Origin of the sequence: Pseudoalteromonas piscicida (assembly GCF_002208135.1) — a bacterium.
GTDB lineage: Bacteria > Pseudomonadota > Gammaproteobacteria > Enterobacterales > Alteromonadaceae > Pseudoalteromonas > Pseudoalteromonas piscicida_A.
This window is the reverse complement of record NZ_CP021646.1, coordinates 3763290-3781391: the sequence shown is the minus strand read 5'-3', so window position 1 is coordinate 3781391 and position 18102 is coordinate 3763290. Positions and strand designations below refer to the sequence as shown.

Genomic DNA, 18102 nt, shown 5'->3' with positions numbered 1-18102 from the left:
GTTATAACTCCATTTCAAATTCGCAGTCTTCGCTACTGGCGAGCGCGTTTAGCTGTTGTTCTACTTGCGTGGCAAATGCGTCAAGTTGTGGGTAAGTCAGTAAGGTCGCAACGGCAATTTCGTTGCCGAGCGCTTGACTACACAGAGCGGTAACTTGTGCTGCCTGTATGGATGAGCCACCCAAAGCAAAAAAGTCGTGTTGTAGGCCAATCTCAGAGATTTCAAGTACTTGTTGCCAAGCATTGGCGAGTTGTTGTTGTAGTTCCGTCTCTGGCGCGATATAGGTAATACTATCTTGCAGCGTTGGAATGATGAGCTGTGTGGTATCAAGTTTGCCATTTACTGTCATTGGAAGTGCGTCAATCTGTGATATCGCAGCGAGCTGCATATAGCTTGGGAGCTGTTGATTCAACCATTGGCGAAGGTCGTTTACATCACACTCAGTGTTGGCGTTAAATACGACATAACCCAACAGCACTTTGCCTGTTTCACTTAAATGTAAGTGTGCAACGGCATGGTCAACATCTGGGTGCGCTTTGAGTTTATACTCGATTTCGCCTGGCTCGACGCGGTGACCGTGTAAATCCCACTGTTTGTCAGCTCTGGCAACAAACTCGAATTCACCTTGCTGATTTTTACGCACTAAGTCTCCGCTGCGGTAGAGCTTTTCGTCAGAAAAGTGGTTGTTGTCACAGCGAAGGTGATAGTCAATATAGTGTTTTGCCGTTTGCTTTGGTGACTGCCAATAGCCCAAACCGACGCAATCACCGGCGATGTATAGCTCACCCAGCGCGCCGTCCGGTAAAATCCGCATAAAAGGGTCCAACACGTAGCATCGAGTGTTACGAATAGGCTTACCAATAGTGATAGGTGTATTGGGGTGTACTTCACTAAGTGTTGCGGTGACACTTGTTTCACTTAATCCATATTCATTGAAATGATACTCTGCCAACTTTTGGCTGACAGGGTCTAAACGAGAACCACCGGCATACAATACGGTTAAATTAATATCCGCAATCCACTTTGGAAACTGATTGATAAATACCGTAGGAATAAACGCAACGTTGACCTGCTTAGCTTTGAGATAGCGGCACAGCTGTTGTGGATCTTTGCGTATTGGCTCTGGAATGATTTCCAGTTTGGCGCCGGCTGCTAGGGCAGGAAATATCTCGCAAATACAGGCATCAAAAACATATTCAGCATATTGACTGGTGACTACCTGAGTATTTCCCTCTAGTTTATGGGTGTTGCGCTTCTCGGTGCAGAGATTAGCAAGGCCTTGGTAAGACAGCATCGCCCCTTTTGGCTCTCCCGTCGTCCCCGAAGTAAAAATGAGGTAAGCCAGTTTGTCTGCCGCATGATTGTTGGCCGAGAATGGCAGTAGTTGAGTACTTTGCCGTAGTGTCTGTACATCAAGAGTCAGTGTTGGCAATGCATTCCAGCTGAGTGGTGTGCGACTAAGGAGCAGTTTTGCCTGCGCTTTTGCCATAATCTCTTGGCGACGAGCAACGGGATGATTGGCTGAGAGTGAGACAAAGGGCATGCCCGCTTTTAGCGCCGCTAGCATGGCAATGGGGGCTTCTATACCTTTATCAAAATAAAGTGCAACTGGCGAGCCTTCGTCATTGGTTGCAACCAACTGTGCTGCTAAGTGATCAGAAAACAAGTCTAGCTCGCGGTAACTCACGATTTGCTCGGCGAAGCTTAATGCAGTGCGTTCTGGATACGCTGCTACTGTCTTCGTAAATTGCACTAAAAAAGCGTCATTTGGTTGTGATAATCGAGTTTCTGAGATGACTTGCTGTAGATACTCAGTACTAACTAAAGGACATTGCAGTAAAGGTTCCTCGTTGTACTGACAGAGATTTTCAAGATAACGGCAGAAAAAGTGCACAAATTGTTGGCAGCGGGAAGAGTGATAACGACTGCGAGCAACAATAAGCTGACCAATCAGTTGGTCTGGCATATCTTTAATCACCAAATTCCAGTCAAACTTGGCTGGGTGATATTGGTTTTGCTGGGCGGTGTCGCTGGCGACTTCAAAATGTTGATATTGCGCTGTTGGTAGTGAGAACTGATCAAAGGTAAAAAACACTTGGAACAGTGGCGATACACCCACCTCTCGGATCAACCCAAGTTGCGCGGCAATTGACTCTAATGGCAATTGTTGGTGAGATTTTGCCGCAAGTAACAGCGTTTGGCTTTGTCTTAGGTAGTCAGAAAAACTCTTATTTAAGTCGACACGCAGCGGCATCGGTAAGGTATTAACAAAGTAACCTAGTGTATCTTTAAATGCCGAGTCGCGGTTATCAGTGGGGGAGCCAACGACAATACTTTCACGACTATCCCAAGCACATAATGCGAGCTGAAAAGCACACAGTAGTAAGTTGTACATAGATACCTGATGTGATTTTGCTAGCCCCCTTAACTCAGCAGTTAGTGTTGCTGAGAGGGTAAAGGGGAATGCTTCACCTTGATGATCAAACAAAGCCTGTCTTGGCTCATCGGTTGGCCATGGGGTGACATCAATATCAATCAAGTGATGCTGCCAAAATGCTGCGGCTTCGTCGTATTGTTGTGTTGATTGCCAATATGCATAGTCGCGAAATTGCAGTGAGGTTGGGGTAAGCGTGTGTCCCGATAGCAGCGTGTTCAGCTCGTCTAACAATACTTGTGTAGACCAGCCGTCGAAGGCTATGTGATGAAATACCAGTAACACGCCAAATTCATCATCTTGGTGATACAGTCCGAGCCGCAGCGGCGCATCATTTTCAAGGTCAAATGATTGAGCGATAAATTCACTATGCTGCGTGTTTATTAGAGCTTCGCATTTTGGCACGCCTTGCTCATCTTTATATGCCCAGCGACCTTGTTGCTGTTGAGTATAGCGGGTGCGCAAAATAGCATGACGCTCAACCAGTTGATAGATTGCGTGTTGTAAGGCTTGCTGTTGTAGCTCACTTGGGCATTTAAGCTGTAAGGGGATATGAAAAGCGCCAGATTGTGTTGCTAATTGCTCGCTGGTGAGCATCGCTTGCTGCTGCGCGGGCACGATGATTTCATCAAGTGATTGTGATGTTGATGCGACCGGTAAAGGCTCGCAGGCGTTGCTAGCTTGTTGTGATACTAGTTGCGCTATCGTTTTACTTTGCAAAAACTGACTCAAACTAATGTTAACGTTACAGCTAGTGTGCATTTTAGCGACCAATGTCATTGCACTTAGAGAATGGCCGCCCAAGGCAAAAAAGTCATCATCAATGCCTACTAGTTCAACCTCAAGCTGCGTCTGCCATAGAGCACAAAGCTGCTGCTCTAATGGCGTGCGTGGTGCTCGGTATGGTGTCTGTGATACTAGTGCGACGCTTGGTAAGCTGCGGCTGTCCACTTTACCAGAGGCGAGCACAGGCAATTGTTCGAGCCAACACGTGGCACTTGGCAGCATATAATCTGGTAATTGTGGTTGTAGCCACTTCACAATCTCGGTGTGAGAGAGGGTTTGCTCACCAGTGAAGTAAGCAATGAGATGGTTGTTTTGCTGCACTTTGATGCAAGCTTGGTTGATTTGCGGGTGCAGGTTAAGTAAGTGTTCTATTTCTTGTAGCTCGATGCGATAGCCACGAATTTTTACCTGCTCATCGGCACGTCCTAAAAATTGGATCTCGCCGTTTGCCAGATACCGCGCCTGATCGCCCGTGCGATACATACGTGTTCCGTGCCAGTTAATAAAGCGCGATGCCGTCTGCTCTGCAAGGTTAACATAGCCTCGTGCGACACTCGCGCCACCAATAAGGATCTCTCCTTGACAAAAGAGTGGCAGCGCCTTGAGGTTGGCATCAACGATCTGAATATCAACATGAGGTAGTGGTGCGCCAATATTATTGAAATAGCGTGATTGTAGCGGCTGGTGGTTTGCTGTTGCGGTTACCGTGGTTTCGGTCGGACCATATTCAATATGAAGAAGAGGCGTCCATGCCTCCATGAGATTACGGTCACAAGGCTCGCCACCCGTGATCACTCGCCGAAGGGCATGGTGGTCGGGCGGCGTACCGATGGCACTTAAAAATGCGGGAACTGAGACTAAGTGGCTGACCCGTTGGTTAACGAGCGCGTCACGTATCATGGCTGGCGACTTTGCACTTGCCTCATTTATGATCACCCAGCACGCACTGTTGAGCAGCGTTAAAAAGAGTGGTTCTACGGACGCGTCGAAAAAGTATGGAGCCAGACTCAGTGTTTTTTCACTTGAGTTAAAATCGTAAGCCGCAGTTGCGCTTTGAACCAAAGCCTGAACTTGCCGCTGTTCTACCATAACGCCTTTTGGTTTGCCGGTACTTCCAGAAGTATAAATAATATATGCAAGTGATGAATGGCACGGTGAGTGTGCTTGATCTGAATTGAAAACAGGAGCTGGTTGTTGTGCTAACTCGTCAATGTTTTGCACCTCTGTGATTGCGCTAAAACACATAGCCGTATTCAAGGTTGCTTGATGACAAAGTAGCAGGTTAGCACCACTGTCTTGCAACATAAACTCACTACGTGCTTGGCCTTGCTCTGGATTGAGCGGTAAATATCCAGCACCGGCTCCAAGCGTTGCTAATATGGCGACTATCATCTCTGGACTGCGCTCAAACATCAGCGCGACGACAGGGCTTTGCTCGTGGGTTAACTGTGCTTGGAGTTGCACAATCAGGTGCTGAACACGCGCAGCGAGTGTTTGGTAAGTAATAACCTCATCGTTGCTTTGTAATGCTGGTGCATCTGGAGCTGCTGAGGCGCAGGCTAAAAATTGTTGATATAGCGATAGGGTTGGAGTTTGCTTAAGTGTGGTCGCTGGTGGTATTGTACCAGTGTGAGAAGTTGATAATTGCTCAAGAGCGACGTCGCTGTGCTCTACCTGCTGTACCAATAATTGCTGATAGGTGTGGGCAAATTGCTGTGCAAATGCATCATCAAACTTATTGGGATCGAGACTTATCTGTCCTTGCAAATTTGTATTGCTATCATCAAATGCCAGACGGAAATCACATTTAATCGGGTTATATAAAGACTCGTTGGTAAAAGCATCAACTGCTGAAAATGGTAACGCAAACTCGTCCATAAGCTCGCTGGCAAATCTCTGTACACTAAACATCAAGCTTGGCTGAGGTGAGTGTTTGCCCTCACTCAAACAGGCAACTTGTTGATCATAAGGATAACTTTGGTATTGTTTTGCGGCGCGCACGGTCTCATGAACTTGCTGCACGAGGCTGGCAAAACTTTGGCGATAATCTAGCTTCACTCTAAGCACTAAGGTGTTGACAAAAAAGCCAATCATTTCTTGCGTTTGCGGGTGATCTCGATTATCCGATGGCGCACCAATCACGATATCTGTTTCACCGCTATGCAGTGCCAAAATATAACAGTAATGGGCAAGCAACACGCTGTACACTGTGGTATTTAATGATTTTGCTAGGGCACGCAATGCCTGACTTTGCTGTGGTGAAAGTGCAAAATAGTGCGTGAGCGATTCGGTTTTGTGTGTTTGTGTAGCAAACAGTGGTGCAATTTGTGTGGCATGAGCGCCTGCAAGTTGCGTTTGCCAATAGCTGTGTGCAGCGCTTTGTTCTTGCCTTTGTTGCCACTTGGCAAAGTCAAAATAGCTTAATGGCTTAATCCTTTCTCCTTGTAGCAAGCTAACCAGATCGCGCAACATGACTCGCATTGACCAAGCATCAAAGACGATATGATGCCAAAGGAAAAGCATAAAACGCCTTTGCTCAAGCTCAATAATACAGACTCTAAAGGGAGCTTGAGTATGGAGATCAAACGGCGTGTGGATGTGCTCTCTTACCAGTGTTTGTACATGAGTCAAGGTGGTTGCTCGGTGATACTCGACCGCAAGAGGTTGTAAGGTTGCTCGGCAGTTAAAATGCTCAGCATCGGTTTCAATCACGCTCGTGAGGATAGGGTGATGGACAAGCAGCTGTGCTAGTGCCGAGATTATGTCTTGTTGCTGCGCTGGATCATTCAGCTCAACCAACATTGGAATATGATAAGCACAGGACTTTAGTGCACGTTTGTCTACATACAGCAACCTTGCCTGGGCATTGGAAAGCGGCACTGGCTTTAATAATGGCCAACTTAAAAAGGCTGCTTCGGAGCAGATCTGGTGGGCGCTTAGTAGCGCCAATAATTCAGCTTTATGCGCTTTGAGTGCCGTGAGCAAAGTTGGCGCTACGTTACCCTCATATCCCAGTGCCAAGGTATTTTGCTCAGACACCCACACGCGCAACTGCTGCGCGTGAAGGTCGTTTAGTAAGGATGTTAACTCCATGACTATAGCTCCATCACCTGCGAAGAGGTGGTGGCAGGTGCGTCTTGAGATTGGGTGATATCACCCAACTCTATGGTGTCTAGGTATTGCGCCAGAGCCGCAACCGATGGGTTGGCAATGATCGCTGATAACGGGATCGCAATCTGATGCCATTTATGGGCATTGCGCACGAGCTGCACCGCTAAGATGGAGTTACCACCTAGACGATAGAAATTATCATGGATACCGACTTGTTCCAGTTCTAATGTGGTTTGCCAAATTTGGCAAAGCGTCTGTTCAAGCGCTGTGCGCGGAGCGGCGTATTGGTTTGATGATGACATCTGCGGTAGCGGTAGTGCTTTGCTATCTAGTTTACCGTTTACGGTTAGTGGCATCGCCGTGAGTTGAGTGATGCTATCCGGTACCATATATGCTGGTAGCTGCGTTCGTAGATGATTAAGTAACAGCTCTGCATCAAAATAAGCATGGCTTTCCATCACCGCATAGCCACTTAGTGCCGTTTGATTTTGACGTTGATAGGTGATCACTGCTGCTTCCTTAACACCGCTATAGTTGAGCAATTGGGATTCGACTTCACCAAGCTCGATACGATGGCCTCTGATCTTCACTTGGTTATCCAAACGACCTAGATATTCCAAATGACCGTTTGGCAATAACCTGGCGTTATCACCAGTTCTGTAAACGCGGGTGAGTTTGCCATTGAGCGTTAGCTCGAAAAAGCGAGTAGTGCTTAGCTCAGGTTGATTCAAATAACCCATCGCCAAACCTGCACCAGAGATAAACAGCTCTCCGGGACAACCCACAGGTACGGGACGTAACTGACTATCCAGCACCCAAGCCTGCATATCATTGAGCGGCACGCCAATGTCAGCAATCTGGGTATTCATGTTAGGGTGTAAAGGTTGATAGGTGACATGTACTGTGGTTTCAGTAATACCGTACATATTGACCAATTGAATACGTTTACCAAAGCGTTGCCACCAAGTGCTCAGTTTATCGTAGTTGAGCTGCTCACCACCAAAGATCACAGTGCGAAGGCTATCGAGCGACGCCGCGGCAGAAATGGCAACATCACTGAAGTTATAGAATGCACTTGGGGTTTGGTTAAGTATAGTGACACCAAACTGCTCACACTGTTTTACAAAACCAAAACTGTCTCTTGCTTCTTCGTAGCTTGGAATAAACAAGCGACCGCCATGACACAGTGCGCCCCATATTTCCCAAACACTAAAATCAAAAATCGTATCGTGATAAAGCACCCAAGTATCTTCGCTATTAAAGTGATAAAGCGGTTGACTGGCAGACAACAAGCGCGCAACATTTTTATGGCTTTGAATAACGCCTTTAGGTTGGCCCGTCGTACCTGAGGTGTAAATGATGTAGGCTGCAGAATCAGGCGACGGTTGGCAAAGTGCAATGTCGCAAGGCGCGAATGTATTATCTAGATTTAACAGTGGCCAATTTGATTGCTCATTTTCGCTCAAGCTTTGCTGACTTATGGTGTTGGTTAATACTAATTTGAGCTGAGCATCGTCAATAATAAAAGCATTGCGGGCAGCTGGCGCCCTTGGCGATAGCGGCACATAAGCGGCGCCAGCTTTCATGATGGCAAGCATAGCAACCACTGTGTCAAAGCCGGGCTGCAGATATAGGCCGATATACTCAAGCTTGCCATACTGCTTAAGAATATGTGCAGCAAGGCTGTCTGAACGAGTACTCAGCGCCTGATAGCTTAACTCCGTTTGACTGGTGATAAGTGCAGTTTGCTGGTTGCGAGACTGCGCGTGATGCGTAAATAGTGACAGTAAATCTTGGCTTTGGTGCTGCGCTATTTGAACATCGCGTTCAACATGACTTTGTAAACTCAACTGTTCAAGTGGTAATTGCCCATCAACGCTGATAAGTTGCGCGAGAATATGACTAAAGTTGTCACTTAAGGCATCGATAAACCAAGGATCGTAGCGGTTTAAGTCAAACTCCCATAACATAGTGACCGAATCATCCTGATCTTGCCCCATACGGGTAAGCACCACGATATTAATCTCAAACTTAGCCGCTTGACTGCTGATCGCCTCGAAATACTCAATATCATCTAACCCCGGAAGCGTAAGCTCTGGCAGTGGTGAATCATGGAAGCTAAAACAGATCTGGAATAACGGGTTAACGCCTTTGATGCGCTCAGGGTTTACATCCGCGACGACTTCAGTAAATGGTAGGGTTTGATTGGCCAGCATATCGTTACTGACTTCAAAACAATGCTGTACCAGTTGTTCAACAGACATTTCTGGTGTTTGCTGAACTCGCGCCACTACGGTGCTGACGAGCATACCAATGGTATCATCCACATTGGTGTAGCCTCGGTTTGCAACGCCAGAACCAATACAAATATCCTCATCGCCACTAAAGCGCGAAAGGACAATATTTAATGCCGCAAGGGCAACGGCGAATGGCGTGATCTGATGCGCTTGGCTGTAGGCTTTTAAATTGTTCCATAGCGAACGAGGCAGTTTAACCCGGTGTGCGCGACCACGTTCGGTTGCGGTTTCGCCGAGACGAGAAACAGGCAAGTTAATACGGCTCGGTGCGTCTTGAAGTTGTGCTTTCCAAAATTGACGTTGCAGCTCGGCTTGCTCTGTTCCCAACCATTGATGCTGATAGGCTGCGTAATCGGCGTATTGTGTGATTTCTGGCAAAGTACCTTGGCTTGCGCCATTCAAGCGCTGTTTATAACAACTAAATAGGTGATCAAGGAAGATGTTAGAAGACCAACCATCATGTACTAAGTGATGTTCAATATGAATAAGTACATGTTTATATTCGCTAATTTTTATAATTGCCCAGCGTGCCAGCGGTAATTGGTCAATCGCAAAAATATCATTCATATGACCATTCACGAGTTTGTCGACCTCAGCTAATGCTTGTGCTTCTTGATACTCACTAAAGTCAAAGTAAGGCACGTCTTGCTGGTAGTACTTTGCAATATATTGCAGTGGCTCATGTAAGTCGTAGCTAGTACGGAAAATCGCATGGTTATCAACGATATCCTGTAATGCACCTTGTAGTGCAGGTACATTTAAATCGCCACTGAAGGTGATAGTACACTTTGCATGATAGGCTTTATCGCTTGGATCGGCTTTGGCTAAAAACCAAATCGCGCGTTGTTGCAGTGATAGCGGGGCGACCTCCTCAAAATCGGCACCGCGCTTTGGAATCGCAATGGTTTCAAAGTGTTGAGTTTGCATTGCTTGCCATACTTGTCCAGCACTACGATAGCGATAGATTAGATGTGTTGGCACGCTTAAGCCGAGCTGCTGAAATAACTGGTTGCTAAGGTTGATTGCAGAGATGGAGTCACCACCTTGTTGGAAAAAATCTTGTTGCCAGCCAAGACCAGGCAAACAGAAACCTTGGAACTGCGCTAAAAAAGCTTGTTGTTCTTGGCTAAGCTGACTTTGTGGTTGGTCTTGTTGGCTACTTAATTCGTAATTAGCGAGTGCGCGGCTATCTACCTTCCCGTTTTCGGTCATGGGTAATGAGTCTAAACATTGATAGTGATCAGGCAGCATATAGTCTGGCAGTAGCTTTTCTGCTAACTGGCTGATGTGTTGTCCAAGGTCTGCTGTAGGTTCACTATGAGGAACGATAAATGCCACCAAGAACTTAGCATTACCTCGTTGTACTACTTGGCAGCTTGCAAGTTTTACTGCTTCATGTTGGGCAACAACTTTTTCTATTTCACCTAACTCAATACGAAAGCCGCGTAGCTTAATTTGGTTGTCATTACGACCAACAAAATGATAATTATCACCGTCAAAACTTACTAAGTCGCCAGTTTTATAAAGTCTAGCGAAGTGCGCAGGGTCTACTTCTTTTTGATAATAGGGGTTTGCGATAAATCGAGACTTTGTGAGTTCAGGACGGTTTAAGTATCCTTTTGCCAAACCTGCACCACTAATATAGAGCTCACCGATAGCACCATTGGCTACTTGTTGCAATTGCTCATCTAGCACATAAAGTCTGGTATTCACAAAAGGTTGACCAATATTAAATTCGGAGTCGGCATTGGTATATTCATTGGCGCAGGTGCACACTGTATATTCGGTAGGACCATAACCGTTAAACACTCGCGTGACTTCTGAGAGTCGAGAAAGCATTTCTAGATTTGGGGTTTCTCCTGCGACGATTAATTTGCGCATAGAGCGCAAATCTCGGGGGTCCATCAAAGCCAGCAATGCAGGAGGGATAGCGCCAAATTGAATGGCATTTTTTGAGATCAATTGGCTTAGCGCTTTGGCATCGCGTCGCTCGGTTTCTGTCGTTACAAATACAGTTTGGCCCAACATGATATGCACGAGCAGCTCAAATACACTGGCATCGAAAATATAAGAGGCAAACATCATAACGCGGTCAAGTTGGTCTAGTTCAAAGCGGTCAATTTGTGACTCGGCTAAATAAAGTAAGTTTTGGTAAGGTACTTCTACGCCCTTTGGCGTGCCAGTGGTGCCCGAGGTGTAGATCACATAGGCAATATCACTCATTTTATAATCAGGAGTAACAAAGGCTTGCGTTGCAGGAGATTCGATCAACACTTGAGGCGTGTGGCCAAATTGTGGCAGCGCTTGATAATGCCCATGAGTGACGATAAGCGCCGGTTGGCTATCTTCAAGAATAAACTCGCAGCGAGCTTTGGGTGCCTCAGTGGAAATAGGGATATAACCCAGTCCTGATTTGATTGCCGCTAAGATCCCCACGACCATATCAATGCCACGCTCGAGATATAGTGCCACATAAGGCGATTGAGATTGGCTCAGACTCGCCTGTTGCTGAATATTCGCGGCGACTCGTGTTACCTGCTCTTCAAGTGTTTGATAGGTGACTTGCGTACCGTTAAATACCAGTGCAACTTTATTGGCGTATTGGCTGAATGCTTGCGTTAATAAGATCTGCGGCTGAGTGCTGTAATCAATAGGAGACTGGGCGGTCATTGAAGTAATCCTTTAAATATAAAAATGCTCTTTGTGTACAATATGTAAAGAATGTGTTTGAAATGTGTATTTTGTGATTTTGAGTTGGATTACCGTCTTCTCAGCTTTTGCATATGACAAAAAGTCGCTACCATGGGGCATCAAACCAACCAAGGAATCATCATGAAAATCAAACCTCTGGGCACGCCCTTTTCGGCAACTGCTTGCAAAGTATTACTCTGCGGTGGTGGCGAGTTAGGAAAGGAAGTCGTTATCGAATTTAAGCGCTTAGGTGCAGAAGTGATTGTCTTAGATCGCTACGACAATGCGCCAGCGATGCAAGTGGCAGATCGCAGCTATACCTTGTCTATGTTGGATGGTGAAAAACTCAAAGCGATTATTGAACAAGAGCAACCTGATTATATCGTGCCGGAAATCGAAGCCATTGCGACGGATAAGCTGGTGGAATTAGAGACTGAAGGTTACACGGTGGTGCCAACCGCCAAAGCGACTCAATTGACCATGAACCGTGAAGGGATCCGCCGTCTTGCCGCTGAAACGCTTGGACTTGCGACTTCACCCTATCAGTTTGTTGACACCTTGGCAGACTTTAATGCTGCTGTCGCGCGTATCGGCATGCCGTGTGTGGTTAAGCCTATCATGAGCTCGTCAGGTAAAGGGCAAAGTGTGATTAAAAGTGCCGCGGATATCGAAGCGGCTTGGCACTATGCTCAAGAAGGTGGGCGTGCAGGTCAGGGCAGAGTGATTGTGGAAGGTTTTGTTGATTTTGACTACGAAATTACGCTGCTAACCGTACGCCATATCGATGGTACGAGTTTTTGTGAGCCAATTGGACATGTGCAACAAGACGGTGATTATCAGCAAAGCTGGCAGCCGCAGCAGATGTCAGCACTCGCGCTAGAGCGCAGCAAAGCGATGGCTGAAAAAGTCACGGCAGCGCTGGGCGGTCGGGGTCTGTTTGGCGTTGAACTCTTTATTAAGGGTGATGAAGTTTACTTCAGCGAAGTCTCACCAAGGCCACATGATACCGGCATGGTTACACTTATCTCGCAAGATTTAAGTGAGTTTGCGCTGCATGCTCGGGCAATTTTAGGTTTGCCTATCCCCACCATTCACTTCAATGGGCCATCAGCATCTAGCGTGATCCTTGTCGAAGGGGAGTCAACACAATTACAGTTCAACAATCTTGCACAAGCGCTTGCAGAGCCACTAACGGATATTCGTTTGTTTGGTAAACCAGAGGTGAGTGGCAAGCGCAGAATGGGTGTGGCGTTAGCGCGCTCAGACTCGGCTGAAAGTGCTGTCGAGAAAGCCAAGCAAATGGTTGCAAAAGTAGGAATTACGTTATGAACGCAAACACCCGCGTACTTGACCCATTCGTATTGGGGTTTTGGCGGCTATTAGATTGGCAAATTACGCCGCAAGAAAATTTACGCTTTTTAAAGCAAGCGATTGAGCTTGGAATACGCGATACAGATCATGCTGATATTTACGGTGAGTATCAGTGTGAGGCGGAGTTTGGCAAAGCCTTAGCGCTTGAGCCTAGCATTCGAGAGCACATTCGGATCATCACTAAATGTGGCATTAAGCCCGCATTTCCAAGCTTGGGATTAGCGGGAAAGGCGAACCACTATGATTCGAGTAAGGCGCATATTATTGCCCAAGCGCAGCAGTCACTAAAGCATTTCGGCACGGATAGGCTGGATGTGCTGTTGATCCATCGCCCGGATTATCTGATGGATGCTGATGAAGTTGCCGATGCGTTTAATACCCTCAAACAAAACGGCGATGTGCTGCATTTTGGGGTCTCGAACTTTACACCCAGCCAGCTTGGCTTATTGCAATCGAGACTCGATTTCGCTTTAGTGACCAACCAAATTGAGTTTTCACCTTATGAGATGAAAGCGCTTGACGATGGCACGCTTGATCAGTGCCAACAACTAGGCATGAATCCTATGCTGTGGTCGCCACTGGCAGGGGGGAGAATATTCTCCAGCGAAGATGAAAAAGCCAAACGCCTGCGTGCGGTGCTACAGCAAGTGGGTGAAGAGATTGGTTGCACTGAAATTGATCAAGTGATCTACGCATGGCTTGCCATGCATCCATCGAAACCCGCCACTGTGCTTGGAACGGGAAATATCACTCGAGTTGCCAGCGCGTTTGCTTCACAGTCACTTAGCATGAGTCGCGAGCAGTGGTATCGCATTTGGACAGCGTCTACTGGGCATAGCGTACCATAAAACGTTACATACGTGGATTGAAACCAATTTACGCGACAGCCTTATAAATTCAGCCACAAAAAAAGGGCCTTTCGGCCCTACGTGTTGCAGCAAGTAAAAAAATAAGGTGATGCGGCTGTCACAGGACCGCTCACCTTTGGTCATCACAGATTAAAATCTAATCCATAACTTACGTATGCTTTTATATCATCGCTACTGTCTAAGTCGGTTTTTACTAATCCAAAGGTAAAGCCTTGCGTAGATAAACTCACCCCGTAATCCATATAAGCGTCGTCTTCACCTGTCCACTCAAGCACTGTGTCTCCGCTGGAGCGACCAATATGTAGAGTTAATTCACTGTCTTTAAAAATGGGGAAGCTGGCCGACACTTCGGCATATAGCATGTCTTCTTCTGTGCTTGAGTCGCTTTGCGCTGTGGCTAGGTGGCTGAGTTTAAACGTAAAGTATTGCCAGCCAAGCGCGGCGTAAATCTCGCCAAAATCAATATCTCCACTGGCATCGGGGTAGGCGTAGTGGATATAACCGAAATCAAAACTCATGCCCTTGATTTCGCCAGCGTAACCCGCGTACAGATCCATTTCGTAACTGGCAGAGTCGCCAAAGTCGATGTTAGAGACCCAAGTGCCTGCATAAAACCCTGACTCATTGCTATAATCCAAGCCGCCAGACACCGCTGCACCGTCATCAGTCTGGGTGATACCACGCCAGTAATAAGTTGAGCTTGCCGCAATATTTGCTGTTACTTCCGCCTGAGCAGAGACACAAATGCACGCAGTCAGGCCGCCGAGTAGCATAAGTAAAGGTTTGTTTTTCATTCTGTTTTCCCCATTGAGCGCAGAGTTATTATTCGGTTGTTGTCATTGCATTTTCTGCAAAGAGTAAGTGCAAGGGGGAGGCCAATGTCAGGAAATAGCGGAGAATTTATTCTATGTTATTAAAAATATAGGAATTTAATTTCTAAGTTTCGAAAATAGGACAGAGTGATTTGCATAAATGTTGCACATGGCTGGTGCAAAGTACCATAGCTTGCACAGTATTAATGCAAGCTATGGATTGCGCTAGCCGTTATTGAAGTTTAGGTTAGTTATCCAAAGATGGTGCGCATTAGGCTGATGGTTTCATCAACACTGCGGCCTTTTTCCACTTCAGCGACTATCGAGTCACGTTTGGTGCGAATATGCTCTGGAATAGACTCATCCGCAAGGGCGCGGTCGACTAACACTTCTGCTGACTCTTTACCGCGGCGTACTGTTTTTTTGCCACCACTGGTGCCGCTGCGCTGAGGTTTATGCAGTAGCTTAAAGTAATTGGAGTTAGTGGCGGTATCTTTATCCGCGTAATAAAACAGGCATGGGAGCAGCGCTTTAATTTCAGTAAGTTGCGTTTCAAACTCATCCACAGGAGTGGCCATCGTATACCATGGCATTGCTTTAATGGTACTGACGACATCGGTCCAGTAACGCTCAAAATCGCGATTGTTAAGTTTAGCAACACCAAGCGCTTGGCACAAAGCGTCAAGCTTGCTCGAGGTTATTGGCGTGAACACATCAGGGCGACGCATTGCTAATAGGCGAGTGGCTGGTGCAAGCGTTGGCTTTTCCTCGCTGCCAGCAAAGGCACTTAAATACCCGACCATAAATGACTGGTAATGCTCGAGCGTCACGTCACCTTCTGCCGGGATTGCAGCTAGCGCTTCATCAAAGGCACCTGGAAGGTCGTCTAATAATTGATGAAAGCCTTTTGCACTTTTAGTGGAGGCAAACCACTCTACGTCAAACTGATACACGCTGGTATCTAAATTTGCAGCATGCTTACCGCTAAAGGCAAGACGGTCCTCTTTAATCATGTCTTTAAGTGGAGTACTGCGCATTGGTTTAAGGTATTCAATCAGTTTTAATTGCTCATCTAGTGCAATCACTTCTTTGTGACTGGCAATAAATGCGGCCACCATAGGCCAAGGCGCAATGCGTAACGTTTTGAGTTGTAAAAAGCTAATCGCTGCGATGAGCAGATCTTGTAGCTTTTTCACTGTGGGTAATTGATGGTCATCCAGTAAATCAAAATTGATACGATTTTTCGCCACATCAAGCAGTTCATAACACCAACCAAGAAAATCTTCAGGGTGATTTTCCACTTTAACCGCCATCAGATTAAGGCTGATCTCCGTGGCCTGTTTGAGGATATTTTGATAAATCTGACTTTCTTGTTCGCCCAAGGCCATGTTTGACGGTGATATGAGCAGTTTCTTCATGCGGGTTAGATACTCCAAGTTTGATTAATAAACCAACCAGTAAAATATAGCTAATGACGCTAAAAACTGGCAAGGGCGAGGATCATACCGATTAGTCAAAAGGTTGCAATCGCTCAGTACAAATTATTTGCCTTTATTCATGGTATATTCGACTACAGCCGTTATCATAAAGAGAACCAAGCCTTACGAAGGAAAAGCAATGAACCGGCTAGTTAAAATCGTAGGCGCCATTGTCGCGCTTATTATTATTCTTGTTATCGCAGCCCCGTTTTTAATCCCCAAACAGGCAATTATTGACCAAGTCACGTCACAGGTTGAGTCAGTGACAGGTAGAAAACTGTCGATCGATGGCGACTCTGACATCGGTATTTTTCCAACGCTGCACATTGAGCTAAACCAAGTGCGATTTGCCAACATGGCAACGGGCAGTCGCCCAGATATGTTCGCCATGGAGCAACTTGCCGTGCATATTCCGTGGTTAAGTGCGCTGTCTGGTGAAGCTAAGCTTGAGCGCTTTGTGATCAATAATCCTAAAATTATTCTAGAAACCGACAAACAAGGTAATGCTAACTGGCAGTTGCTACCCACCAGAGCAGAAAACACGCCAACGGCGCAAACCAGCTCAAAAGGTAATATGCAGTTACCGGAAGGCTTAGATGTTAGCCTTGGCGAAGTGGCGATTTATGGTGGCTCGGTGACTTATCTTGATGGTGTGACAGGCGCTGAATATCAGGTAACTGATTTAGACATTAGCGTGATGCTATCGTCACTGTACCAACCATTAGAAGTCGACGGTAAGCTGACTTTTCAAGGTCAAACTTTTAACCTAGTTACTACACTCGATAATCCAGCAAAGGCGATCGAAGGTGAAACCTTTAATGTTGAACAACAAGTAAAATCAGCGCTGTTCAATCTTGACTATAAAGGTGAAATTGCAGAGCAAGGTAAAACCATTCGCGGTCAATTAGCCTTGACTGGCGACTCGGTAAAAGCGCTAGCTAAGTGGCAGGGTGTTGACCTAAAAGCCAAAGAAAATGCGTTCAACGACTTTGGCCTAAACGCTAAAATGACGATGCAAGGGCAAGTTTTTACTCTCAACACCTTAGAAGCGACCTTGGACGAATTGGTAATAAAAGGTCAAAGTAAAGTCACTCTCTCAGGTAAGCCTGATATTACCGCGAGCGTTGACCTTGGCATGTTAGATCTTAACCCTTATTTGCCAGAGCCTGTGGAAAAGCCACAAACGCAACCTGAGCCAGAAGACGCACCAGCACAGCCTATTGTATGGGATGACACTGCAATTGATTTGTCAGCATTTAATAGCCTCAATGCGAATGTGAAGATCACCTCTACAGGGCTACGTGCGAGAGAAATTAAGCTTGGCGAAAACCAAATCAGCTTAGTACTTAACTCAGGTAAGGCAACATTGAGCCTAGATAAATTCCAAGCCTATGAAGGTCAGGGTAAAGGTAAGGTTGTTGTAAATGCAGCAACAAAACCTTATGCCATCAGTACTGACTTTGCGTTAACGGCAATTAATGCTGAGCCACTACTGACTGATGCCATTGGCTTTGACAAAGTATTGGGTAAAGGTAGTCTTAATTGGACGTTAAACACACAAGGCGTTAGTCAAAAGCAATTTGTGAATGCTCTAGGTGGTAAATTAGGTTTTGAGTTCAAAGATGGTGGTGTAAAAGGCGCAAACCTTGCTGAGATGATCCGTAAGGGCAAAGAGATGCTCAAAGGTGATTTCTCTTCGATATCGCAAGGACTCAATACCAATTTCGACCCAGATCAAAAAACCGACTTCTCAGCCATGACTGGCACCTTTGTCTTTACCAAAGGCGTAGGTCAAAACGATGACTTCTCGTTGGCAAGCCCATTACTACGAGTTACAGGCAAAGGCACCGTTGATTTACCACAAACTTTAGTTGATTACCGCGTGGTGACTGGAATTGTTGATACCATTGAGGGGCAAGCCAGTAGCGATGACAGTACTGGTTTTAAAATTCCGGTGCGGATCAAAGGTCCATTCCACAAAGTTGAAACTAGCTTAGACCTAAAAGAAGCGGCAAAAGACAAAGCCAAAGACAAGGTTAAGGATAAGGTAAAAGACAAACTTAAAGGTTTGTTTGGTGGATAGATCTTTATGACGCTTCAATAAACAGCTCATCTGTTTGTTTTAAATCAATTTCAGCTTAACAAGGGCTTGCCGATGGTAGCCCTTGTTCTATATTTATCGCGAGTTAATTATCTATATGCAGTTATAGTGAGCTTATGATGGCTTATGCCTATAAGTTGTAACCAGCTGTA

General features: G+C 46.1%; 7 protein-coding genes. 3 read left to right on the top strand and 4 right to left on the bottom strand.

Annotated features, from left to right (window positions below):
* Position 1: 1 nt before the first annotated feature.
* A complete protein-coding gene (locus tag B1L02_RS17365) occupies positions 2-6313 on the bottom strand; it encodes a non-ribosomal peptide synthetase (protein ID WP_088532014.1) in 6312 nt (2103 codons plus the stop codon).
* Positions 6314-6315: 2 nt separating this feature from the next.
* Positions 6316-11298, bottom strand: coding sequence for a non-ribosomal peptide synthetase (locus B1L02_RS17360; RefSeq protein WP_088532013.1), 4983 nt, complete (start codon positions 11296-11298; stop codon positions 6316-6318).
* A gap of 162 nt (positions 11299-11460) precedes the next feature.
* Between B1L02_RS17360 and purT the strand changes: the two genes are divergently transcribed.
* Positions 11461-12648 (top strand): formate-dependent phosphoribosylglycinamide formyltransferase, encoded by a 1188-nt coding sequence (purT, locus tag B1L02_RS17355; RefSeq protein ID WP_088532012.1) that lies wholly within the window; start codon positions 11461-11463, stop codon positions 12646-12648.
* Positions 12645-13538, top strand: coding sequence for an aldo/keto reductase (locus B1L02_RS17350; RefSeq protein WP_088532011.1), 894 nt, complete (start codon positions 12645-12647; stop codon positions 13536-13538). The genes purT and B1L02_RS17350 overlap by 4 nt, the downstream gene beginning before the upstream one ends.
* Positions 13539-13681: 143 nt before the next feature.
* On the opposite strand, the gene B1L02_RS17345 is transcribed toward B1L02_RS17350, so the two are convergent.
* Together B1L02_RS17345 and B1L02_RS17340 are read right to left on the bottom strand one after the other, a co-directional pair.
* Entirely contained in the window at positions 13682-14353 is a 672-nt protein-coding gene (locus tag B1L02_RS17345) for a TorF family putative porin (RefSeq protein WP_088532010.1), read from the bottom strand.
* 269 nt (positions 14354-14622) lie between these two features.
* Positions 14623-15789: a hypothetical protein gene (locus B1L02_RS17340; RefSeq protein WP_167651267.1), complete on the bottom strand. Its 1167-nt coding sequence runs from the start codon at positions 15787-15789 to the stop codon at positions 14623-14625.
* Positions 15790-15988: 199 nt separating this feature from the next.
* On the opposite strand from B1L02_RS17340, the gene B1L02_RS17335 reads away from it, so the two are divergent.
* Positions 15989-17932, top strand: a complete 1944-nt coding sequence (locus tag B1L02_RS17335) for an AsmA family protein (protein WP_088532009.1) — start codon at positions 15989-15991, stop codon at positions 17930-17932.
* Positions 17933-18102 lie beyond the last annotated feature (170 nt).